The sequence below is a fragment of the Streptomyces sp. NBC_01276 genome, from assembly GCF_041435355.1.
GTDB lineage: Bacteria > Actinomycetota > Actinomycetes > Streptomycetales > Streptomycetaceae > Streptomyces.
Window position 1 is genome coordinate 207266 of sequence record NZ_CP108442.1, and the last position, 19327, is coordinate 226592.

24 protein-coding genes and 1 pseudogene are annotated in these 19327 nt (G+C 73.7%); 10 read left to right on the plus strand and 15 right to left on the minus strand.

The window, feature by feature from the left end; all coding sequences use genetic code 11:
- Nucleotides 1-28: 28 nt before the first annotated feature.
- Nucleotides 29-574, minus strand: coding sequence for a MarR family winged helix-turn-helix transcriptional regulator (locus OG295_RS00690; RefSeq protein ID WP_371674979.1), 546 nt, complete (start codon nt 572-574; stop codon nt 29-31).
- Between the two features lie 189 nt (nt 575-763).
- Between OG295_RS00690 and OG295_RS00695 the strand changes: the two genes are divergently transcribed.
- Complete coding sequence (locus OG295_RS00695) at nt 764-1828, plus strand: alkene reductase (protein ID WP_371674980.1); 1065 nt, start codon at nt 764-766, stop codon at nt 1826-1828.
- A gap of 121 nt (nt 1829-1949) precedes the next feature.
- Here OG295_RS00695 and OG295_RS00700 read toward each other — a convergent pair whose 3' ends face one another.
- The gene (locus tag OG295_RS00700) at nt 1950-3410 is read right to left on the minus strand and encodes an MFS transporter (protein WP_371674981.1); all 1461 of its coding nucleotides are present in this window, start codon (nt 3408-3410) and stop codon (nt 1950-1952) included.
- Between the two features lie 142 nt (nt 3411-3552).
- Between OG295_RS00700 and OG295_RS00705 the strand changes: the two genes are divergently transcribed.
- Nucleotides 3553-4170, plus strand: a complete 618-nt coding sequence (locus tag OG295_RS00705; protein ID WP_371674982.1) for a TetR/AcrR family transcriptional regulator — start codon at nt 3553-3555, stop codon at nt 4168-4170.
- Between the two features lie 167 nt (nt 4171-4337).
- Here the strand turns inward: OG295_RS00705 and OG295_RS00710 are convergent, their stop codons facing one another.
- The 3 genes from OG295_RS00710 to OG295_RS00720 all read right to left on the minus strand — a co-directional run bounded on the left by OG295_RS00710 (nt 4338) and on the right by OG295_RS00720 (nt 6380).
- Nucleotides 4338-5483: an RNA polymerase sigma factor gene (locus OG295_RS00710; protein WP_371681063.1), complete on the minus strand. Its 1146-nt coding sequence runs from the start codon at nt 5481-5483 to the stop codon at nt 4338-4340.
- Between the two features lie 8 nt (nt 5484-5491).
- Nucleotides 5492-5899, minus strand: coding sequence for a YciI family protein (locus tag OG295_RS00715; RefSeq protein WP_371674983.1), 408 nt, complete (start codon nt 5897-5899; stop codon nt 5492-5494).
- Nucleotides 5900-6071: 172 nt separating this feature from the next.
- On the minus strand, nt 6072-6380 hold the full coding sequence (locus OG295_RS00720) for a putative quinol monooxygenase (protein ID WP_371674984.1): 309 nt from the start codon (nt 6378-6380) through the stop codon (nt 6072-6074).
- A gap of 105 nt (nt 6381-6485) precedes the next feature.
- Between OG295_RS00720 and OG295_RS00725 the strand changes: the two genes are divergently transcribed.
- On the plus strand, nt 6486-6806 hold the full coding sequence (locus OG295_RS00725) for an ArsR/SmtB family transcription factor (protein ID WP_371674985.1): 321 nt from the start codon (nt 6486-6488) through the stop codon (nt 6804-6806).
- A 66-nt stretch (nt 6807-6872) separates the two neighbouring features.
- Here OG295_RS00725 and OG295_RS00730 read toward each other — a convergent pair whose 3' ends face one another.
- Together OG295_RS00730 and OG295_RS00735 are read right to left on the minus strand one after the other, a co-directional pair.
- Nucleotides 6873-7256, minus strand: coding sequence for a MerR family transcriptional regulator (locus OG295_RS00730; RefSeq protein ID WP_371681065.1), 384 nt, complete (start codon nt 7254-7256; stop codon nt 6873-6875).
- A 67-nt stretch (nt 7257-7323) separates the two neighbouring features.
- A complete protein-coding gene (locus tag OG295_RS00735; RefSeq protein ID WP_371674986.1) occupies nt 7324-7857 on the minus strand; it encodes a helix-turn-helix domain-containing protein in 534 nt (177 codons plus the stop codon).
- Nucleotides 7858-7975: 118 nt separating this feature from the next.
- On the opposite strand from OG295_RS00735, the gene OG295_RS00740 reads away from it, so the two are divergent.
- From OG295_RS00740 to OG295_RS00755, 4 genes are all read left to right on the plus strand, one after another.
- Nucleotides 7976-8518, plus strand: a complete 543-nt coding sequence (locus OG295_RS00740; RefSeq protein ID WP_371674987.1) for a YbaK/EbsC family protein — start codon at nt 7976-7978, stop codon at nt 8516-8518.
- A 55-nt stretch (nt 8519-8573) separates the two neighbouring features.
- On the plus strand, nt 8574-9788 hold the full coding sequence (locus OG295_RS00745; RefSeq protein WP_371674988.1) for a serine hydrolase domain-containing protein: 1215 nt from the start codon (nt 8574-8576) through the stop codon (nt 9786-9788).
- 67 nt (nt 9789-9855) lie between these two features.
- Nucleotides 9856-11469 (plus strand): alpha/beta fold hydrolase, encoded by a 1614-nt coding sequence (locus OG295_RS00750; RefSeq protein ID WP_371674989.1) that lies wholly within the window; start codon nt 9856-9858, stop codon nt 11467-11469.
- A 226-nt stretch (nt 11470-11695) separates the two neighbouring features.
- Nucleotides 11696-11851 carry a hypothetical protein gene (locus OG295_RS00755; RefSeq protein WP_371674990.1) on the plus strand — a complete coding sequence of 52 codons (156 nt, stop codon included), beginning with the start codon at nt 11696-11698 and terminating at the stop codon, nt 11849-11851.
- Nucleotides 11852-11879: 28 nt separating this feature from the next.
- Here OG295_RS00755 and OG295_RS00760 read toward each other — a convergent pair.
- A pseudogene (locus OG295_RS00760) lies at nt 11880-12074 on the minus strand (SAM-dependent methyltransferase); the annotation flags it as partial.
- An 18-nt stretch (nt 12075-12092) separates the two neighbouring features.
- Nucleotides 12093-12365: a hypothetical protein gene (locus tag OG295_RS00765; protein ID WP_371674991.1), complete on the minus strand. Its 273-nt coding sequence runs from the start codon at nt 12363-12365 to the stop codon at nt 12093-12095.
- Nucleotides 12366-12768: 403 nt separating this feature from the next.
- On the opposite strand from OG295_RS00765, the gene OG295_RS00770 reads away from it, so the two are divergent.
- A complete protein-coding gene (locus tag OG295_RS00770) occupies nt 12769-12981 on the plus strand; it encodes a hypothetical protein (protein WP_371674992.1) in 213 nt (70 codons plus the stop codon).
- A 47-nt stretch (nt 12982-13028) separates the two neighbouring features.
- Here OG295_RS00770 and OG295_RS00775 read toward each other — a convergent pair whose 3' ends face one another.
- Complete coding sequence (locus OG295_RS00775; RefSeq protein WP_371674993.1) at nt 13029-13520, minus strand: hypothetical protein; 492 nt, start codon at nt 13518-13520, stop codon at nt 13029-13031.
- A gap of 168 nt (nt 13521-13688) precedes the next feature.
- On the opposite strand from OG295_RS00775, the gene OG295_RS00780 reads away from it, so the two are divergent.
- The gene (locus tag OG295_RS00780; RefSeq protein ID WP_371674994.1) at nt 13689-14183 is read left to right on the plus strand and encodes a DUF2809 domain-containing protein; all 495 of its coding nucleotides are present in this window, start codon (nt 13689-13691) and stop codon (nt 14181-14183) included.
- Here OG295_RS00780 and OG295_RS00785 read toward each other — a convergent pair.
- A complete protein-coding gene (locus OG295_RS00785; RefSeq protein ID WP_371674995.1) occupies nt 14167-15387 on the minus strand; it encodes a cytochrome P450 in 1221 nt (406 codons plus the stop codon). The two genes, OG295_RS00780 and OG295_RS00785, sit on opposite strands and share 17 nt — an antisense overlap.
- A gap of 180 nt (nt 15388-15567) precedes the next feature.
- Complete coding sequence (locus OG295_RS00790; RefSeq protein WP_371674996.1) at nt 15568-16092, minus strand: DoxX family protein; 525 nt, start codon at nt 16090-16092, stop codon at nt 15568-15570.
- 387 nt (nt 16093-16479) lie between these two features.
- Between OG295_RS00790 and OG295_RS00795 the strand changes: the two genes are divergently transcribed.
- Nucleotides 16480-16908, plus strand: coding sequence for a VOC family protein (locus tag OG295_RS00795; RefSeq protein WP_371674997.1), 429 nt, complete (start codon nt 16480-16482; stop codon nt 16906-16908).
- 342 nt (nt 16909-17250) lie between these two features.
- On the opposite strand, the gene OG295_RS00800 is transcribed toward OG295_RS00795, so the two are convergent.
- The 3 genes from OG295_RS00800 to OG295_RS00810 are packed head-to-tail and all read right to left on the minus strand — an operon-like array spanning nt 17251 to nt 19318.
- The gene (locus OG295_RS00800; protein ID WP_371674998.1) at nt 17251-18225 is read right to left on the minus strand and encodes a haloalkane dehalogenase; all 975 of its coding nucleotides are present in this window, start codon (nt 18223-18225) and stop codon (nt 17251-17253) included.
- Nucleotides 18225-18629: a pyridoxamine 5'-phosphate oxidase family protein gene (locus OG295_RS00805; RefSeq protein ID WP_371674999.1), complete on the minus strand. Its 405-nt coding sequence runs from the start codon at nt 18627-18629 to the stop codon at nt 18225-18227. Before OG295_RS00805 ends, OG295_RS00800 begins: the two co-directional genes overlap by 1 nt.
- The gene (locus OG295_RS00810; RefSeq protein WP_371681066.1) at nt 18626-19318 is read right to left on the minus strand and encodes an NAD(P)-dependent oxidoreductase; all 693 of its coding nucleotides are present in this window, start codon (nt 19316-19318) and stop codon (nt 18626-18628) included. The genes OG295_RS00805 and OG295_RS00810 overlap by 4 nt, the downstream gene beginning before the upstream one ends.
- Nucleotides 19319-19327 lie beyond the last annotated feature (9 nt).

Genomic DNA, 19327 nt, shown 5'->3' on the forward strand with positions numbered 1-19327 from the left:
CGCGCATCCGAGACGCGGGACCCCCGACTCACGGGCAGGGATCCGACGCCTTGGACGCGGCGCCGCAGCCCGCATCGCCTCCGCGGGTGAGCTCCGTCCACAACGCGGCCTCGACCTTGCCCAGGAGGCGGGTCAGTTCGGCCCGCTCGGTGGCGTCCAGGCCCTCCAGGGTCTGGCCTTCCAGCTCGCCCCAGGCCCTGCGGACCTCGACCAGCAGGCCGCAACTGGCCTCCGTCGCCTCCACCAGTGAGGCCCGCCGGTCGGACGGGTCGGGGCGGCGGCGCACATGGCCGGCGTGCTCCAGGCGCTGGAGCATCTTGGTCACCGTGGAGGGGTCGAGGCCCACCGCTTTGATCAGCTCGGACTGGCGCACCGCACCGCTGTCCCAGAGGTGCATCATCAGGAATTCCTGCCCGGGGTGAAGCCCCAGTTCGCGCAGGACCCGGCCCGCCGCGATCCGGTGCAGGCGGGAGACCCGGCTGATCGCGTGACTCACCGGCCCGTCCAGCACGGCACTGGGCACCGCCACGCACCCCGGCGCGGTGCGCGGCTCCTGAACGGGTTCCGCAGTCATCGGGTCGCTCCTCCTGAAGGGGTGTGTCGGATCCGGTCACCGACCGTCGCCCCTGGAGGCGGCGACCCGCCGCCGTCACACGAATCCTACCCGTCGGCCCTATTTGATTGGTCGGCCAAGCAATGGGGTACGCTGCATCCACAGCCAATCATTGGCCGACCAACTATCTTCTATCTTTGCGAGGCGAAGATGACCAGCGCGTTCGAACCGGTCCGTATTCCCGGCGTCACCCTGTCCAACCGGATCGCCCTGGCCCCCATGACGCGCAGCCGCGCGGGCGAGGGTGGCGTCGCGACGGCCCTCGTCACCGAGTACTACACCCAGCGCGCCTCCGCCGGCCTGCTCATCAGCGAGGGCATCCAGCCTTCCGCCGTCGGGCAGGGCTACCCGTTCACCCCGGGGCTGCACAGCGCCGAGCAGGTGGCGGCCTGGCGCGAGGTCACCGATTCCGTGCACGCGGCCGGTGGCCGGATCTTCGCCCAGCTGATGCACTCCGGCCGGATCGGCCACCCGTCGCTGCTGCCCGACGGCCTCGTACCCGTGGCCCCGTCCGCACTGGCCCCCCGGGGACAGCTGTTCACCGGCGACGGCATGAAGGACTTCGTGACCCCGCACGAGCTGACCGGGGCCGAGGTGCGGGAAACCGTCGCCGCCTACGCCCAGGCGGCCCGCAACGCGGTGGAGGCCGGCTTCGACGGGGTGGAGCTGCACGGGGCCAACGGTTACCTGATCCACCAGTTCCTCGCCCCCGGCTCGAACCGGCGCACCGACGAGTGGGGCGGCCCGGTGGAGAACCGGATCCGCTTCGCGGTGGAGGTGGTCCGGGCGGTGGCCGCCGCGATCGGCGCCGAACGCACCGCCCTGCGCGTGTCGCCCGGGAACACGTACAACGACATCTCCGAGCCCGACCCGCAGCCGACGTACGAGGCGCTGGTCAAGGAGCTCGACGGGCTCGGCCTCGCCTACCTCCACGTCCTGGAGCACGGCCCCGAGGCCCGGGAAACCACCCTCGTGCTGCGCAAGCAGTTCACCGGCCCGCTCGTGCTGAACCCGGCGACCGAAGGCCCCACCGATCACCGGGCCCTCACCCTGATCGAGGACGGCACCGCCGACCTGCTCGCCTTCGGCGCCCTCTTCCTGGCCAACCCCGACCTGCCCGAGCGCCTGCGCACCGAAGGCCCGTACAACACGCCGGACCCGTCCACGTTCTTCGGGGGCGACGCCCGCGGCTACACGGACTACCCGGCCCGCTGAACCGGGAAGCACCGGTCGGGGGCCCTCCACGCAACACGAGCCGAGGGCCGGGAGCGCGACTCCCGGCCCTCGGCTCGTGTCGCGCGGCTCCCGTTACGCGGCTCCCGCTGCGCGGCTCCCGTCAGGCGCTCGCGGCCGCGCCTGCGGTCTCCGTCGCCGGCCCCTCCGCGCCCCTGGTGGCGGGCGGTTCCACCCGGGGGGCCGGGATGAGGGCGGCGACGCCCGCGGAGACCAGTGCGAGCGCGCCGCCCAGCAGCAGCCCGGTGCGGAAGCCGCTCTCGGAGGTGAAGGTGAACCCCCCGGCCGTGGTGGTCATCCGGGCCAGGACCACGCCGACGACGGCGGCGCCGGTCGAGGTGCCCAGGGAGCGCATCAGCGTGTTGAAGCCGTTGGCGGCACCGGTCTCCGCGAGGGGCACCGCGCCCATGATCAGGGCCGGCATGGCTCCGTAGGCGAGGGCGACCCCGCTGTTGATCACCATGGCGGCGACCATGAGGCCCGGCGCCGTCCCGGCCAGCAGGAGCGCCACCCCGTATCCGGCGGCGAGTACGACCGCGCCGCAGACGAGCGTGACCTTGGGGCCTCGGGCGTTGGTGAGGCGGCCCCCCAGCGGGGACACGACCATCATCATCAGGCCGCCGGGCAGCATCCACAGGCCGGCGGCCAGCATCGACTGCCCCAGGCCGTAGCCGGTGGCCTCGGGGTACTGGAGCAACTGCGGGACGACCAGCATGCTCGCGTACATGCCGAAGCCGATGAAGACCGAGGCGAGGTTCGTGAGCAGGACGCGCGGGCGGACGGTGGTGCGCAGGTCCACCAGCGGGTCGGTGGTGCGCCACTCGAACCACCCCCAGGCGGCCAGGACCACGGCGGCACCGGCGGACAGTGTGACGGTGGCGGCCGAGCCCCAGCCCCAGTCGGCCCCCTTGGAGACGGCGAGCAGCAGGCACACCAGGCCCACGGCCAGGCCCAGCGCGCCGACGAAGTCGAAGCGCTGCCCCTTGGCGCCCGCCGGGACGTCGGGGACGAAGGCCAGGATCATGCCGGCGACGGCGGCGGCGAGCGCCGCCGCGCCCCAGAACAGGAAGCGCCAGTCGGCGTACTGCGCGACCGCCGCGGAGAGCGGGAGGCCGATGCCGCCGCCGATGCCCATCGAGGCGCTGACCAGGGCGATGGAGGAGCTGAGCTTCTCGGCGGGCACGACGTCGCGGAGCAGGGCTATGCCCAGGGGGATCATGCCCATTCCGACGCCCTGCAGGCCGCGCCCGACGATCATCGGGACGACGCCGTCGGACAGCGCGCACACCACCGATCCGATGATCAGCGGCACGGCGCAGGCCAGGAGCATGCGGCGCTTGCCGACCATGTCCCCGAGGCGCCCGCTGATGGGCACGCACACTCCGGCGACCAGGAGGGTGGCGGTGACGACCCACGCGGAGTTGGAGGAGGAGGTGTGGAGGAGTGTCGGCAGGTCGGCCAGGAGCGGAGTGACCAGGGTCTGCATGACGGCCGCCGTGACGCCCGCCAGTGCGAGCGTGGCGATCACTTTGCCGGTGTGCGGAGCCGCGGGCGGCTGAGGCATGACGGGATCCCTAAGGGCACGGTTCGGGGGTGCGGGGATGCGAGGGTGCGGGCACCCTCTATTCAGTAGTCAACTATCACTTCAGGACACGCGGGGTGTCAACTCGAACTGGCGGTCGGCCCTCGGTTGTTAGGCTTGGGCCGTGCCCACCGATACCCCCCGGCCCCTACGCGCCGACGCCGCGCGCAATGTCGAGAAGATCGTCCGGGCGGCCCGCGACGTGTACGCCGAGCAAGGGCCCGAAGTGCCGCTCGACGAGATCGCCCGGCGGGCCGGCGTGGGCATCGCGACCCTGTTCCGCCGGTTCCCCGACAAGGCGGCCCTCCTGCGGGCGGTACTGGACCAGCAGTTCACCCAGGACGTCCTCCCCGCCATCGACCGCGCCCTCACGGACGAGGACGCGCGCCGCGGGCTGACCACCGTGATCGAGGCCGCCCTGACCTCGGCGGCCGACGAGCACCACGTACTCACCGCCGCGCGGAACGCCGGTATCTTCACCGCGGAAACGAGCGCCCGCTTCTTCGACGCGCTCGACCCGGTGGTGGTCCGGGGCCAGCGGGACGGGGTGATCCGGGCGGACCTCGTGCCCGACGACCTGAAGCGGGTCATGGGCATGCTCGTGAGCGTGCTGTGGACCATGGATCCGGCCGAGGGGGGCTGGCGGCGCTACGTGACCCTGGTCCTGGACGGTCTGACCCCCGCCGCGGCCAGCCCCCTGCCGAATCCCGCTCCCGCGCTGCTGCGCAGGCCGCAGGCCTGAGCCCGCCCGAATCGGCCCGTCCGGCCGCGGGGCCTACGCTGGAATCGACGGCCGACTCGGCGAGCGGCCCCCGGCCGTCACCCGTGGGCACCTGCCCCTCCCCCTCCGCGCAGGTGCCCACACCCCCGCGCCGCGGTGCGCGGCGCCCCGGCGGTGGGCGTCGGGCGTCACCGGTTGCGGTGGGCGTTGAGCCGGGCCGCCTGGCGGGTCAGGTGGTCGCGTTCGGCGAGGCTGGACGCCTTGCGGGCCGCCTCGGCGTACAGGCGTGCCGCCGTTGCCGGGTCGCCGTCGCGTTCGTGGAGGTAGGCCGCCACGGCGGTGTGCCTGGGCAGGGAGTCGTCCAGGGCCGCCAGGGCCGTCAGGCCGGCGCGCGGGCCGTAGGCCTCCCCGACGGCCACCGCGCGGTTGAGCCGGACGACCGGGCTGTCGGTCAGCCGGCCGAGCTCGTCGTACCACTCGACGATCTGCATCCAGTCGGTTTCCGCGGCGGTCGGCGCGTCGGCGTGGAGTGCCGCGATCGCGGCCTGGGCCTGGTACTCGCCCAGCCGGTCGCGGGCGAGGGCCGCCTGCAGGATGCCGACGCCCTCGGCGATCGCCCGCGTGTCCCACCGGCCCCGGTCCTGCGCGGAGAGCGGGACCAGGCTGCCGTCGGACGCGGTCCGGGCGGCGCGCCGGGCGTGGTGGAGCAGCATGAGGGCGAGCAGTCCCGCCACCTCGGGGTGGTCGATCGCGGCCGCGAGCTGCCGGGTGAGGCGGATGGCCTCGGCGGCGAGGTCGAGGTCGCCGGAGTAGCCCTCGTTGAAGACCAGGTAGAGCACGCGCAGCACGGTGGAGACGTCGCCGGGCCGGTCCAGGCGCACGCCGGAGACGGTTCGCTTGGCCCGGCTGATGCGCTGCGCCATGGTCGCCTCGGGCACCAGGTAGGCCCGGGCGATCTGGCGGGTGGTGAGCCCGCCGACGGCGCGCAGGGTGAGCGCGACCGCCGAGGACGAGGTCAGCGCGGGGTGGGCGCAGAGGAAGTAGAGCCAGAGGGTGTCGTCCGCTCCCGGTGCGGGGCCGGGCGGCGGCTCCCGGTCGACGCGGTCCTCGCGCCGCCGGCGGGTGGTGTCGGCCCTGGCCGTGTCGAGGAAGCGGCGCCAGGCCACGGTGACCAGCCAGCCCTTCGGGTCGCGCGGCGGGTCCTCCGGCCAGACGCGCACCGCCTCGACCAGGGCGTCCTGTACGGCGTCCTCGGCCGCCGCGAAGTCGGCTCCGCGGCGGACGAGGACGGCGAGCACGCCGGGCGTCAGGCTCCGGAGGCGGGCCTCGTCCATGGCGAGGGTCACTCCGTGACGGTGGGGTGGGTGCCCAGGAAGGGGCGCAGTTCGAGCCACTCGTGGATCGGCTTCCCGCCCGCCCCGGGAGCGGCCGAGAGTTCCCCGGCCAGCTCGACGGCGCGTTCGTAGCTGTCGACGTCGATGATCATCCAGCCCGCGATGAGGTCCTTGGTCTCGGCGAAGGGGCCGTCGGTGACGGGCGGGCGGCCTTCGCCGTCGTAGCGGACGAAGGTGCCCTCGGGGGCGAGTGCCTGGCCGTCGACGAACTCGCCGGTCCCTTCGAGCCGGGCCGCGAAGTCGTTCATGTACTGCACGTGGTCCGAGATCTCCTGCGGCGTCCACTGGTCCATGGGCACGTCGTTGACCGGGGTCGGGGCGCCGCGGTAGTGCTTGAGCAGCAGGTACTTGGCCATGATGGCTCTCCTCGGTGCGGTGCGGGTGCGACCCATTGTGGTCGCGTTCACTGCGGGGACGGAGCCGGGCACGGCTTCTCGACATCGCGAGCCACATCTTTTCCCGGCCCTCGCCGGCCGACCGCATCGCCGGGCCGGCGCACCCCGGTGCCGCCCGTCGGTCGCGAGGTCGTCAGTGGCCGTAGGGGCTGCGCATCTCCAGGAAGCGGAGCTCCAGGTCGGTGGCCAGGTAGTCCATCCGGTGCTCCCAGAAGTCGCTCAGGCGCGGCAGCGCCAGATGGGCGTCCAGGTCGGCCCGGCTGCGCCACACCTCGTAGAAGACGAAGACGCCGGGCTGCCCGCCGTCCTCGTGGAAGTGGTACTCCAGGCATCCCGGCTCCTGCCGGGTGGGCTCCACGAAGGAGAGGAGCAACCGCTTGAGGTCCTCGGCGCGTTCGGGCTTGGGACGGGCGGTGCCGACGAGCGTGACGAGCTGGTCCATCAGAGTTCTCCCCCACAGATAGGTACGACTGAATTCGTACCTACCCGACGGTAGCAGCCACAGGAGGTACGATTCAATCCGTACCTACGGAAGGATGTCGCCACCATGCCCGACGAGGAGGGCCATCCGGCCGTCGAGGAGATGAAGTTGGGCAAGGTGCTGTCGGCGCTGGCCGATCCGCTGCGCCGCCGCGTGGTGCGCGAACTGGCCTCGGCGCCGGAAGGCGCGGCACGCACCTGCGCCTCCTTCGCGCTGCCCGTCTCGAAGGCGACGGTCACCCATCACTTCCGCACTCTGCGCGAGGCTGGCCTGATCCGCCAGGTCGACCGGGGCAACAGCCGGATGGCCACGCTGCGACGCTCCGGGATCGAGGCCCGCTTCCCGGGTCTCCTCGCCCTCCTGACGGCCGAGCCCGACCCCCTTTAGGGCCCTTTCCTGGCGTCCTGTCAGGACAGCGCGCGGCGGGCCGCGGCAGCCGCAACTGCGCCGTCCCTACGCGCGGCCCCCTCCCGGTGCCGCGTCGCGCGAGGCCGTGTCGATCACCTCGTCCAGGACGTCTCGGGAGCGGACCAGGTCGGTGATGAGGCGGTTGATCCGGTCGCGTTCCGAGGTGAGCTCGTCGACCAGCTGCGGGGTGGCGACCTCGCTCGGGCTGCCGTCCGCGTCCCGCATGCAGGGCAGGAGCTGTGCGATCTTCCTGCTGTTCAGACCGGCGGCGTAGAGGGTCTGGATGCGTACGACGCGGTCGACCGCCCACTCGCCGTAGTCCCGGTGGCCGCCGGGGGTGCGCTCCGCGCGCAGCAGTTCCTGCGTCTCGTAGTACCGCAGGGAACGCTCGCTCACCCCGCTGCGCCGCGCCAGCTCACCGATCCGCACGCCCACCCCGAACACCGCTGCTCGAACCCGCCGTCGACGCCCACTTCTACCATGTCGCCACGTACCGCTACGAGATGGCCCGGCGGGGGTAGCGGACCACGAGGAGCGCGTCGACGTCCTCCTCCGCGGCGCCGTACAGGTGCGGTACGTCGGCCGCCCAGCCGGCGTGTTCGCCCGGCCCGACCCGCCGGGGCGGCGCCGCGAGCTCGCCCACGTGGGCCGTCCCTCCCAGGACGACGATGTGCTCCGTCGCCCCGGCCGTGTGCCCGGTGGACTCCTGGACCGATCCGGCGCGGATGCGGATCCGGTAGGTCTCCGTGACCGCCGCGGCATCCTCGAACCGCTCGGTGAGGACCGCGTCCACCGCCGCGCCCGACAGCCGCGCGGGCAGCCCCGTCGTGTGCAGCGCCGTGCTGAGCGGGAGCTCCAGAGCGGTCGTGAGCGCGTAGAGCGTCTCCAGGGTGGGGTTGCGGCGTCCGCTCTCCAGCTCCGAGAGCGTGCCCTTGCCGATCCCCGACCTGCGGGCCAGCTCCGACAGCGACATCCCGCGCTCCGTCCGCAGTGCCCGCACCCGGGCGCCCACCTCAGCCGCCAGATCCACGCGACGCCTCCTTCCCCCCGAGCCCCGCTCGATCCACTTGCCGCGCTTCCGCGCCTCACCCTATCGTTCCACATACAGAACGTTCTGTATGTGGAACGCCCAGCCGAAGGAGCGCCCCGTGGAGCCCGAGCACGCCACCCCCGCCCCGCCCGCCCCGCCGTCCGCGTCCGCCCTGCCCGCCCGGTCAGCGGAGGTGGCCCGCGCCCTCGCCGCGGCCGGCGTCCCCGGACAGGTGCGCCGACTCGACCGCTCCGCCCGGACGGCCGCCGAGGCCGCGGAGGCCCTGCGGTGCGACATCGGGGCCATCGCCAACAGCCTGGTGTTCCTCTCGGGGGACGAGCCCGTCCTCGTCCTCACCAGCGGGCGGCACCGGGTCGACACGACGGCCCTCGCCGCCCGGTGGGGTCGCCCCGAACTCCGCCGGGCCACCCCCGAGCAGGTCCGCGAGGCCACCGGGCAGGCCATCGGCGGGGTCGCCCCCGTCGGACACCCCCGCCCCCTGCCCACCGTCGTCGACGAGGCGCTCACCGGCCACGCCCGGATCTGGGCGGCCGCGGGGACCCCGCACACGGTGTTCCCCACCACCGCCGGCGAGTTGCTGTGGCTCACCGGCGGCCGCCTGCTCCCGGTCGGCCCGCGGGCGGCCTCGGAGCCTGCCTGACCGGGTCCGCCGCGCACCGCGCGCGCCGCCCGACGGGTCCGCCCATACTGAGTGGATGAGGCGGACGCGTACGGTGCTGCTCTGCATCGCCGGCCTGCTGGGCACGGTCCTGCCGGCCGGGGTCGCCACGGGCCCGGCGCAGGCCGCGCCCGTACCGTCCGCGGCCTGCGCCGCATCGCCCGAACCGGCCGGGGGCGACGCGCGGACGGTCCTCGCGATCGCCCGGCGGTCCCAGCGGGAACTCGGGCTGAACTCGGTGGTGCTGCGCGTCTCCTCCGACGGCCGGGACGTGCTCACCACCGCTCTCGGCACATCGATGACGGGCGTCCCGGCCCAACCGTCGATGCGCTTCCGTACGGGTTCCGTGGCGATCGTCTACATGGGCATCGTCCTCCTCCAGCTCGTCGACGAGGGCAAGGCCTCGCTCGACGACCCGGTGTCCCGCTGGCTGCCGGACGTACCGCACGGCTCGGACATCACCCTGCGGATGCTCGGCAGCTCCACCTCCGGCCTGCACGACTACGTGACCGACCCCGCCTTCCTCGCGGAGCTCAAGGCCGACCCGTTCCGCCAGTGGACGCCGGCCGAGGTCATCGCGATCGCGACGAAGCAGCCCCTCCTCTACCGGCCGGGGACCAACTGGGACTATTCGCACGCCAATTTCGCGATCCTCGGCGCCGCGCTGGAGAAGATCGGCGGCCTCCCGCTGGACCGGCTGCTCACGCAGCGCGTGTTCAAGCCTCTCGGGCTGACCGCGACCAGCAACCAGTACACACCTCAGATCCCGGACCCCGTCCTGCACTCCTTCACCTCCGAGCGCGGCACCTATGAGGAGTCCACCTTCTGGAACCCCTCGTGGACCACGGCCCGCGGCGCGGTCCTGGTGCAGGACATCTGCGACCTCGACCGGTCCGCGCGTGGCGTGGGGACCGGGGAGCTGCTGTCGGCGGGATCCTTCCGGACCCAACTCGACCCGGGGACCGTCGGCCTGGGCCACGCGACGCCGTCCTGCCCGGCCAGTGTCTGTCTGCTGACCAACACCGCGGCCCGGCACTTCGGCCTGGGAGTGATAGTCGTCGACGGCTGGATCCTGACGAACCCGTCGTTCTCCGGCTACGCGGCCGTCCAGGCCTATCTGCCCGCCCGGAAACTCGCCATCTCCGTGTCCGTGACGAAGGGCCCCAAGAGCCCCGAAGGCAACTCGGCCCAGACCATCGCCGAACGCATTTCCGCGGCCCTGGCCCCCGGACGGGCCCTCTCGATGCCGTGACCGTCCCCGCGTCGCCGACCTCGCACCGAAACCGCTCAGGATCGCTCCGAAGTGACCGGGAGGCCTGATGGGACCCACCGAAGCACCCCGCCGCCGCCGCGCCGTACGGCGCCTGCGTGCCGTGCCGGCCGGGCTGGCGACCGGCATCCTCGTCACCGGCCTCGTGGCGGCTCCCGCCCACGGCGCCGTCGGTGGCCCGAGTCCGGCCGCCGGAACGGCGATCGGCACGACCCCGCGCACGGTCGGCGACGCCCACTACGAGCCGGGCCCCTGCCCGAAGACCCCGGACCCGATTCCCGCCCTCAAGGGCGCCCGTTGCGGGACGCTCACCGTGCCCGAGAACCGTGCGGAGCCCGGGGGCCGGAAGATCAGCCTGGGTGTCGCCGTCGTGCCCGCGGCCACGGAGCGGCCGAAGCCGGACCCGGTGGTGTGGTTCGCCGGCGGCCCCGGCGACGACTCCGTCGGGGAGGCCCAGTTGGCGGTCGACGGCGGGCTCAACCGCGACCGCGACCTCATCCTCATGTCACAGCGCGGCACGTACTCGGCCGACCCGGTGCTGACGTGCCCCGGCATCGACGAGTTCGCCGCTCGCTCGGTCGGCCTGGTCTACGACGCGCCGTCCACGCAGCGCCTGCACGTCGACGCCACGCGCACCTGCCGGGAGCAGCTGATCGGCCGCGGAGCCGAACTCAGCGCCTACGACAGCACCGAGAGCGCCACCGACTACGCGGACCTGCGCCTCGCGCTGGGTCTGCCGCAGTGGAACGTGTTCGGCATCTCCTACGGCACCGACCTGGCCCTCATCTACATGCGCGACCACCCCCAGGGGATCCGGTCCGTCGGCATCGACGGGATCCTGCCGCCGTCCACCGCCGGTTCCGCCCTGACCTGGAGCAGCGCCCGCCAGGGCTTCGACGGCCTGTTCCGGGCGTGCGCACGGCAGCCCGCGTGCGACCGTCGCTACCCGAACCTGTCGGCCACCTTCGACCACCTGGTCCGTCAGCTCGAAGCCAAACCGGTCACCACCACCGTCAAGGTGCCGGGCCGTGCGCAGCCGGTGAAGGTCGTGCTGGACGGCGGGACGCTGGTCAACTGGATGACCTCCGCCACCCACGTGGCGGCCGGCGTACCCCGCTCCCTCGACGAGCTCGCCCACGGCAACCCCCGGCGGATCGCCGAGCAGTGGGCGGGCGCCAAGTTCAGCCCCCAGGCGATCGGGCGGGTCTCGCACGGGCTGGCGTACGGGGTGTTCTGCCGGGAGTGGGTGCCCTTCGAGAGCGAGGCCGACACCCTGCGGGCCGGACGGGCGGCGTTCCCGTCCTTCCCCCGCTCGGTCCAGGTCAACGCTCCCCAGCTCACCTTCCTCCACGCCGACTGCGACGCCTGGAAGGTTCCCGCCGCACCGCGCTCGGTCCGCGACGTGACGCGCAGCGCCATCCCCACCCTCGTCCTGTCGGGCGGGTTCGACGCCCAGACCGGGGCGCGCAGCGGGGAGTACGCCGCCCGCACGCTGAGCCGGGCCACGGCCGTCACCATCCCGTACGTCGCCCACGTGACCTTCGCGGCGTCCCCGTGCGCGCAGGAGATCACCCTCTCGTTCCTCAACGACCCGACGGCCCCGAAGACCGGGTGCGTCAGCGGCGTCAAGCCGCCCACCTTCGACACGGGCCCGCGCACCTGACCGGCCCGGCGGGCCCCTACCGCGAACGCCGAAGCCGCACGGAGGATTTGGCCCCGCCCCGGCCGCACGGCATGCTGATCCGCATCACCGGCTCCGACAAGCGGACACGGCCGGGGCGGGGGGATCGCGTTGATCGTCTTTCTTCCTCACGGTCCCGCGGGAGACCCTGGAGCAGCGGATCGACGGCCGGACCTTCTTCCCGGACGATCCCGAGCGGGAGCAGCGGGTGCGGCACTGGGCCAAGGGCAGGATCGAGGCGTGCGTGGGCGCGGCCGGTGCGCTGCCCGGCGGCACCGTGTTCCTGGACGGTTCCCTGTCTCCCGGGGAGTTGGCGGACCGGGTACTGGCCCGGGTCCGGCCGGATGGGGCCTCCCGGGTGTGACGGCCACCGGCCGGGCGCGTTCCGGGGGTTACGGGCGGCGGCCCCAGGCGTAGATCGCGGAGATCATCGGGGCTGTGGCCAGGTCGAGGCGTCCGGTGGCGACGTTCGCCAGGTGCCGGTCGATCTCCTCGTCGGTGGCGAGTCCCTCCGCCACCGCCCTGACGTCGGTCGGGCCTGCCTCGCGCAGCAGTCCGGGCAGGGTCCGCCAGCACCGGTGGTCTGCTGCGGGAGGGGGCAGCGCCTACTCGGGCGCCACCCGGCACGCGCTCACCGCGGTGCCGTTCGTCACGCCGCCGGCGGTGAGGCCGCGGACGCACTGCGCCTGGTCACCGGTCAGCCCGACGTAACACGCCATCCGGACCGAGTCCGGGGCCTCGCCGCCCTGCAGCTCCCGCTCGACCTGGTTGATGCAGGCCGTGACGTCCGCGTGGGCGGCGGGGGCGACGAAGGAAGCGCCACCGAGTGCGAGGGTCAGGCCGGTGAGGACACCTGCGATACGGGTCGACGTGCGCATGGGACGTACCTGCTCTCCGGGGTCGTCTCGCGGCCCGGCGCGTGGGCGTGCCGGATCCGCCGGGGAACGGCGCCGAGCGCGCGGCCGGCGACGGCCGCCGGGCCCGGCCCCGTACCGGACCGGCTCGGCAGGGCGCCCCTCCCTCCTTCGACGCTAGAGCAGCCCCATGGCGCCCGCACCCGCTGGACGTTCGCGCCCCGGCCGGGCCCGCCACGGGGGCCCGGCCGGGGCACATCGCGCTCCTGGGACCCGGCCGGGAGCAGGGGGACCGCCCGGTCCCGGCAGGCATTCGGGTGGTGGCGTGCCGTGTCGGGCGGCCGGGACCGGCCGGGTTCGCCATCCTGGGCCGGGCGCGGCACCGCGGTCGGCGCCGCCCCTCCCCCACCGAGAAGGAGTACGGCACATGGCGAAGGACGCGGTCGGACGGTTCCTCGCGGCTCTGGATCCGCAGCACCGGGAGGCCGTCGCCGGCAGTCCGCACGAGGAGCAGGAGCGGCTCGCGGCGGCGTGGGAGCAGGAGCTGGCGTCGGACGACGAGCTCGACACCCTCGACGAACTGTCTCCGCCCGCGGCCGAGGCCGAGGCGGCCCGGCGCGTCATGGCCCGCGAGAGCTGACGCGCCGCCGGGGCGGGGCCCGGCCCGACGGCGCCGCGGGCCACCGGTCACGGTCGTTCCGCCGGGCGGCCCTCCCCCGCCATGAAGCGCCAGACGAGGGCGTGGCCCAGGATGATCAGCGCGATCAGTATGAGGGCCTCGGCCTGGACGGGACGCAGGCCGATGTGAACGGCGAGTTCGGGGAACGCGCCGACGACGGCGATCAGCAGGTAGAGCAGGGCGGCACCGGCCTGCTGCCAGGTGACGAAGTGGTCGCCGCGGGCACCGGCGCGGGTGAGCAGCCTCAGGGTGCACAGGCAGCCGACCACGGCGAGGGCGATGAAGGCCGCCCGCCAGATCTGTGGCTGTTCCGTGCCGCCGACCTGGGCGAAGAGTCCCATCAGGGCGGGCAGCAGGAAGGACAGGTAGATCCCGCCCACGATCCTGCGCAGGGCGGGTTCGCGCATCCATTCCGGATGGCTCTGCACCACGTTCCGCCACAGGCCGACCAGGGTGAAGCAGGTGGCGGAGAAGAGGGCGTAGAAGGTGCTGACATCCATGGGTGACGAGCGTGGCAGCGATGCCCGCCCGGGCGGGCCCTACACGCCCTGAGCGCCGGACTCCACCCCCGGTACGGACTACACCGCCGTCCGGGATCCGCCTCGGCCCGGTGTGGACGCGGCCGGTCGGCGGCCGTCCGGTCGGCGCGCGTCCGGCAGGATGACCGCATGGACCTCATCCCCGCGCCCCGCGAACACGCTTCGGCTCCGGTTCCGGTTCCGGCTGCCACTGTCCGGACGCGTGTCGTGGCCGCCGGGGCCGCGGTGGTGACCGTCGGAGCGGGGCTGGGGCTCAGGGCCGTGGCGGCGGGGAGCGTGGCCAAGTACGGCGGGGACGCGCTCTACACCGTCCTGGTCCTCTCCCTGGTCGTTCTGGTGGCACCGCGGCTGACACCCCTGCGGGCCGCGGGCACAGCACTGGCCATCAGCTGGGCGGTCGAGTTCCTGCAGCTCAGCCCTTTGCCGGCGGAGCTCGCCCAACGCAGCGCCGTCGCCCGTCTGATACTGGGATCCACCTTCAACGCACCCGATCTGTTCTGGTACGCGGCCGGCGCGGCGGCGGGCTGCCTCGTGCACGCGGCGTGGGGACCGCGCCGCCCCCGCAGCGCCGGCCGCTTCGCCCCCGCCGGCTCACGGCGCACCCCGGTCAGCCGCCGGGGGTGAAGGTCACCGGCAGTGCCTCGGGCCCGCGCAGCCCGCCCGGCCGCCACGGGAGTTCGTCCGGGGCCACGGCGAGGGCGAGTCCGGGAAGCCGGCGCAGGGCGGTCCCGATGGCGATCTGGCCCTCCAGGCGGGCCAGGGGCGCGCCCAGGCAGTAGTGGATGCCGTGTCCGAAGGCGAGATGGGCGTTGTCCTGCCGGGTGATGTCCAGTCGTTCGGGGGCGGGGAAGCGTGCCGGGTCGCGGTCGGCGACGGCCGCGCCGATCAGCACGGTCGCGCCGCGCGGGACCGTCACTCCCGCGATCTCCGCGTCCTCGCGCGCGAAACGGGCGATGCCCGGGTTGACGGGGCCGTCGTAGCGGAGGAACTCCTCGATCGCGCCGGGCAGCAGTCCCGGATCGGAGCGCAGCAGGTCGAGTTGGTCGGGGTGGGCGAGCAGCATGGCGATGCCGCCGCCGATCAGGTTGACGGTGGTGATGTACCCGGCGACCAGGAGCAGGAAGACCATGGCGATCAGCTCGTCCTCGGACAGCCGCTGTTCCTCGTCCCGGGCGGTGACGAGGGCGCCGAGCAGGTCGTCTCCGGGGTCCTGCCGTTTGGCGCGGATGAGCTCGGTGACGTAGGCGCGCATGTGCTGCCAGGCCTCGTTCACGACGGCCGGATCCGGCAGCTCGGGGCCCCGCATGATCATGCGGTCGGTCCATTGCTGGAAGTCGTGGCGGTCGTCGACCGGCACGCCGAGCAGTTCGCTGATCACCGTGACGGGCAGCGGGAGCGCGAAGTCCGCGATGAGGTCGGCCCGGCCGGTCTCGGCGACCGCGTCGAGCAGGTGGTCGGTGACGGCCTGGATCCGGGGCCGCATGGCCGCGACGCGGCGGGCCGTGAACGCCTTGGAGACCAGCCGGCGCAGCCGGGTGTGGTCGGGCGGGTCGCTGCGGAGCATGTTGCTCAGCATCGACTCGCGTTCCGTTTCGGGGAGCTGCTGCAGGAGGCGGGTGTCCGCGGCGTCGCGCACGTCGCTGCTGAGGCGGCGGTCGGACAGTGCGGCGAGCGCGTCCTCGTAGCGGGTGACGAGCCAGGCCTCCAGGCCACCTCCGATGAGGACGTGGCGTACGGGGCCGTCCTCGCGCAGTTTCGCGTACAGGGGGAAGGGGTCCGCGACGAAGGCCGGGTCGGTGTAGGGCAGAAGGACCGGCCGCTCACTCATGTTGCCTCCAGGAGTACGTCGCCCGCGTGGTGGAGAGCGAGGATATACATCCAGGATTCCCCGAATGCCGGTTTCCGGTCACCTCTGAGCCGATCTTGCCGACCGGAGGCGCCCGGGGTCCGAGGTCCGGGGTCCGGCGTCCGGGGGCCGGCGTCCGGGGTCCGGCGTCCGGGGTCCGGGTCAGTCCCTCATCAGCAGCACGCCGGCCGCCAGCACCACCGCCAGGGCGAGGGCCAGGACTCCGTAGACCGCCCGGTGGTCGCGGAGCACGGGCAGGAAGCGGTCGAGGGCGAAGCGGCCCGGGCCCGTGAGGGCGAGCGTGACGGCAGCGGCGATGATCAGGGCCTCGAACTCGACGCCCTCCAGGCCGATCAACGCCCCGGTCCACTTGACGGTGACGGCGTTGATCATCACGCCGACGATCGCCGCGGCGGACAAGGGGGTGAGGAGGCCGAGGATCAGGCCCAGCCCGCCCAGCGTCTCGGTCAGACCGGCGATCGCCGCCATGGTCTCGCCCGTCGGGTAGCCGGCCTTCTCGAAGAAGCGGCCGGTGGTGCCCAGGCCCGGGCCGTCGAACCAGCCGAACAGTTTCTGGGTGCCGTGAACGCCCATGATCGTGCCGAGCACGAGGCGCAGTACGGGCAGGCCGACGTCGTAGGGGGTGGTGCTGCCGGTCGTGGCGCGGTGGGCGGAGGGGAATCGCATCGTGGCCATCGTGACGCTTTCCGTCGGGGGCGGGCGGAAGGAAGGGGAAACCCGGCGCAGACGGTCCGGGAGCCGTCGGCCGGAAGCGCGGGGCGGGGAGCCCTCCGGTGGCGTCGACTGCGCCCAGAGTGGCGAAAAACGAGCCGAAATGCCCGGTAGGCGGATGCGCGCGTCGACCGGCCGCGAACGCGCGTACGGACGTGCGGGGTGCCCGGTCGGCCGACGGACCCCGCCCCTCGGATCGGCCCGCCGCCCGGACCGACGCCGGTCGGCCCTCGCTGCCTCCGGCCACGCCGGGTGCCACCGGGCGGGGGTGTCGCCACCCTCGGCAACATCTGCATTCCTGCCGGGAGATGGGCGGCGGAGCCCCGCTGCTATGGTGCGCCGATGTCAACGATCAAGCAGTTCCAGGTCACTTTCGACTGCGCGGAACCCGGGCGTGTCGCCCGCTTCTGGTGCGAGGTGCTGGGTTACGCCATAGCCACCCCGAAGGGGTTCGCCACCTGGGACGCATACGAAAGCGCCCAGTCTCCTGAGGACCAGGGTTCGTGGTGCGCCTGCAGCGACCCCTCGGGGGTGGGCCCGCGGCTGTACTTCCAGCGCGTTCCCGAGGGCAAGGCCGGCAAGAACCGGGTGCATCTCGACGTCAGGGTCGGCACCGGGCTCGTGGGCGAAGAGCGCCTCGCCACGCTCGAAGCCGAGTGCACCCGCCTGATCGCGCTCGGCGCGGTGCGCGTGCGTCTGCTGTACGACGGCGGCGACGATTCGTGCATCGTGATGCAGGACGTCGAGGGCAACGAGTTCTGCGTCGACTGAGCGCCCTGCGGGCCGTCTCCAGCGCGGCCTGCGCGGACGTCGTGCAGGCGGGCGGACTGGGTGACCAGCCGGGAGCGGCCGGTGCCGGCCGCCGCGGCGGCGAGGCCGACCGGCTCGGGGGAGGCGGCTCCGGACTGCTCCACGCAGTCGGCTGCCAACGCGAGCAGCTCACCGGTACCGACGCCCGTGGCGGCGCCGCTGCCGCTGCCCCCGCGGGTGAGCAACGCGGGCAGTGCGGCGCCCAGTACGGCCCACGTGGTCGCGTGGGCCGGCGGGCGTGACACCGGTCGGCATGTTGTTCGCGGCATCCCGTCAGGCACGCCGGCCCGGCGGAAGCGGGTGTCACGCGGCCGGGGCGCCATGACCGCGGGCGTGGCCGGCCGGTTCCACGGACACGGGCCGGGGCCGTGCCAGGCCGTGGCGGTCGGCCCAGGAGCTGATGGCCGCGGCCAGTTCCGCCGGCCGGTCCTCGGGGGAATGGTGGCCGGCGGGCCCGTGGTGGGACGTCTCCAGACCCGCGATGTTCTCCTCGCACCAGGCCACCGCCCCCCGGTCGGTCATCGCGCCCGGTCCCGGCTCGAACGCCGCGAGCAGCTTCGGGACGTCGGGGCTGGAGGACAGCCAGGACCCGTAGCGCTCGACGCGGGCCACGACATCGGCGGGCTCGCCGTCCAGCGGCATCATCCGCGCCCACGCCAGGACCGGTCGGCGGCTGTGCGGTGTGGGGAAGGCCCGGCGGTAGACATCGAGGTCGGCGGGGGCGAGCGGGGTGGCGAGGGTGTCCGGGAGGCCCTCGATGAACAGCGACTCCTCCAGGATCATCCGCTCGCCCACCCCGGGGGTGCGCAGGAGGGTGAACAGCTGCCGGCCCGCGGCCGGGAACTCGTCGCCGACCAGCGGCTTGACGATCGTCTCGGTGAAGGCGAGGCCGCGGACGGTACCGGGAAGGCGGGCGGCGCGGTCGAAGGCGAGGGCACCACCCCAGTCGTGGCCGATGAGCACCGCCTCGTCGATGCCGAGCGCGTCGAACCAGGCGTCGAGGTAACGGGCGTGGTCGTCGAAGGAGTAGGCGAGGTCGGGCTTGCCCGACCCGCCCATGCCGATGAGGTCGGGGGCCAGCAGGCGGCGGCCGGGCGCGGCGACACCGGGCAGGACGTTGCGCCACAGGTGGGAGGAGGTGGGGTTGCCGTGGAGGAAGACGAACGGCAGCCCGTCGGGGTCGCCGGCCTCGCGGTGGTGGAGGGTGGATCCGAGGACGGGGAGGGTGGGCATCGTGGTGTGGCTCCGCTTTCTGCTCGGGGGACACTCGGGGGACATCAGAGGTTGAGGCTGAGGACGCGGTCGACGGCGATCTCCACGACGACCAGGTCCGACGGGGCGGGCGGCGGGGTGCGGTAGCGGTCGGTGTAGCGCCGCACCGCTTCGGCCAGCCGCCCGGGGTCGTCCGTGACGCGGGCCCGGCCCTCCAGGGTGACCCAGCGGAAGCGGTCCGCCTGGCAGAGCGCGACCCGGGCCGCCGGGCCGCCCGCCAGCACGTTCCGGGCCTTGCACGCCCCCGCCCGGGTGGTCACCCGGACGAGGCCGTCGGCGGCGTCGAAGGTGAAGCGGACGGGGGCGGCGTGCGGGGTGCCGTCGGCGCGGAGGGTGGTGAGGACGCCCGGATCGGGGCGGCTGAGGAACTCGGCTGCCGCGGACGGGAGTCGGACGGCCGGGCGGCTCACTTCTTCCTCACGCCCTCGTTCCAGACCAGCTTGGCGACGTTCGGCTTCACGGCCGTGGTGATGACGCCCATGGCCGTACGGACGTAGCGCCGCTCCCCCAGTTCGCGCAGCATGCTCGCGGCGAGGTCGGTACGGGCGGTGAACACGCCGTCCGCGCTGCTCTCGGCCGTGCGGTAGTCCGTGACGACGGGGTGCTCGAAGAGGCCCGAGGGACGGACGAGGGTCCAGTCGAGGTCCGTCTCCCGGACGGCGGCCTCCATGCGGCGCATGTCCTCGTGCACCGGGCGGGCGAGCCGTCGGTTCACCAGCGGGTCGAAGACGTGGTTGAAGAAGTGCGCGCCGGTGGGGTGCCAGTTCGGGTCGGCGACGCTGGACGTGACGGCCAGCAGGCGCCGGACGCCGTGGCGGGCCATGGCCGAGGCGATCGCGGTGGCGCTCGCCGAGTACGTGGTGACGGTCCCGCCGCCGGGGCGTGCGCCCAGCGCGGAGAGCACGGCGTCCGTCCCGTCGATCGCGGCGCTCACCGCCACCGGGTCGGTGGCGTCCGCGACGGCCACGGTCAGACCCGGCCGTGCGGGGAGGGAACCGGGGCGGCGGGTCACGGCGACGACCTCGTGGCCGGCGGCGAGGGCCTGTTCGGTGAGGTGGCGGCCGGTCGGACCGTTCGCGCCGAATACCGCGATGCGCATCATGTCGGG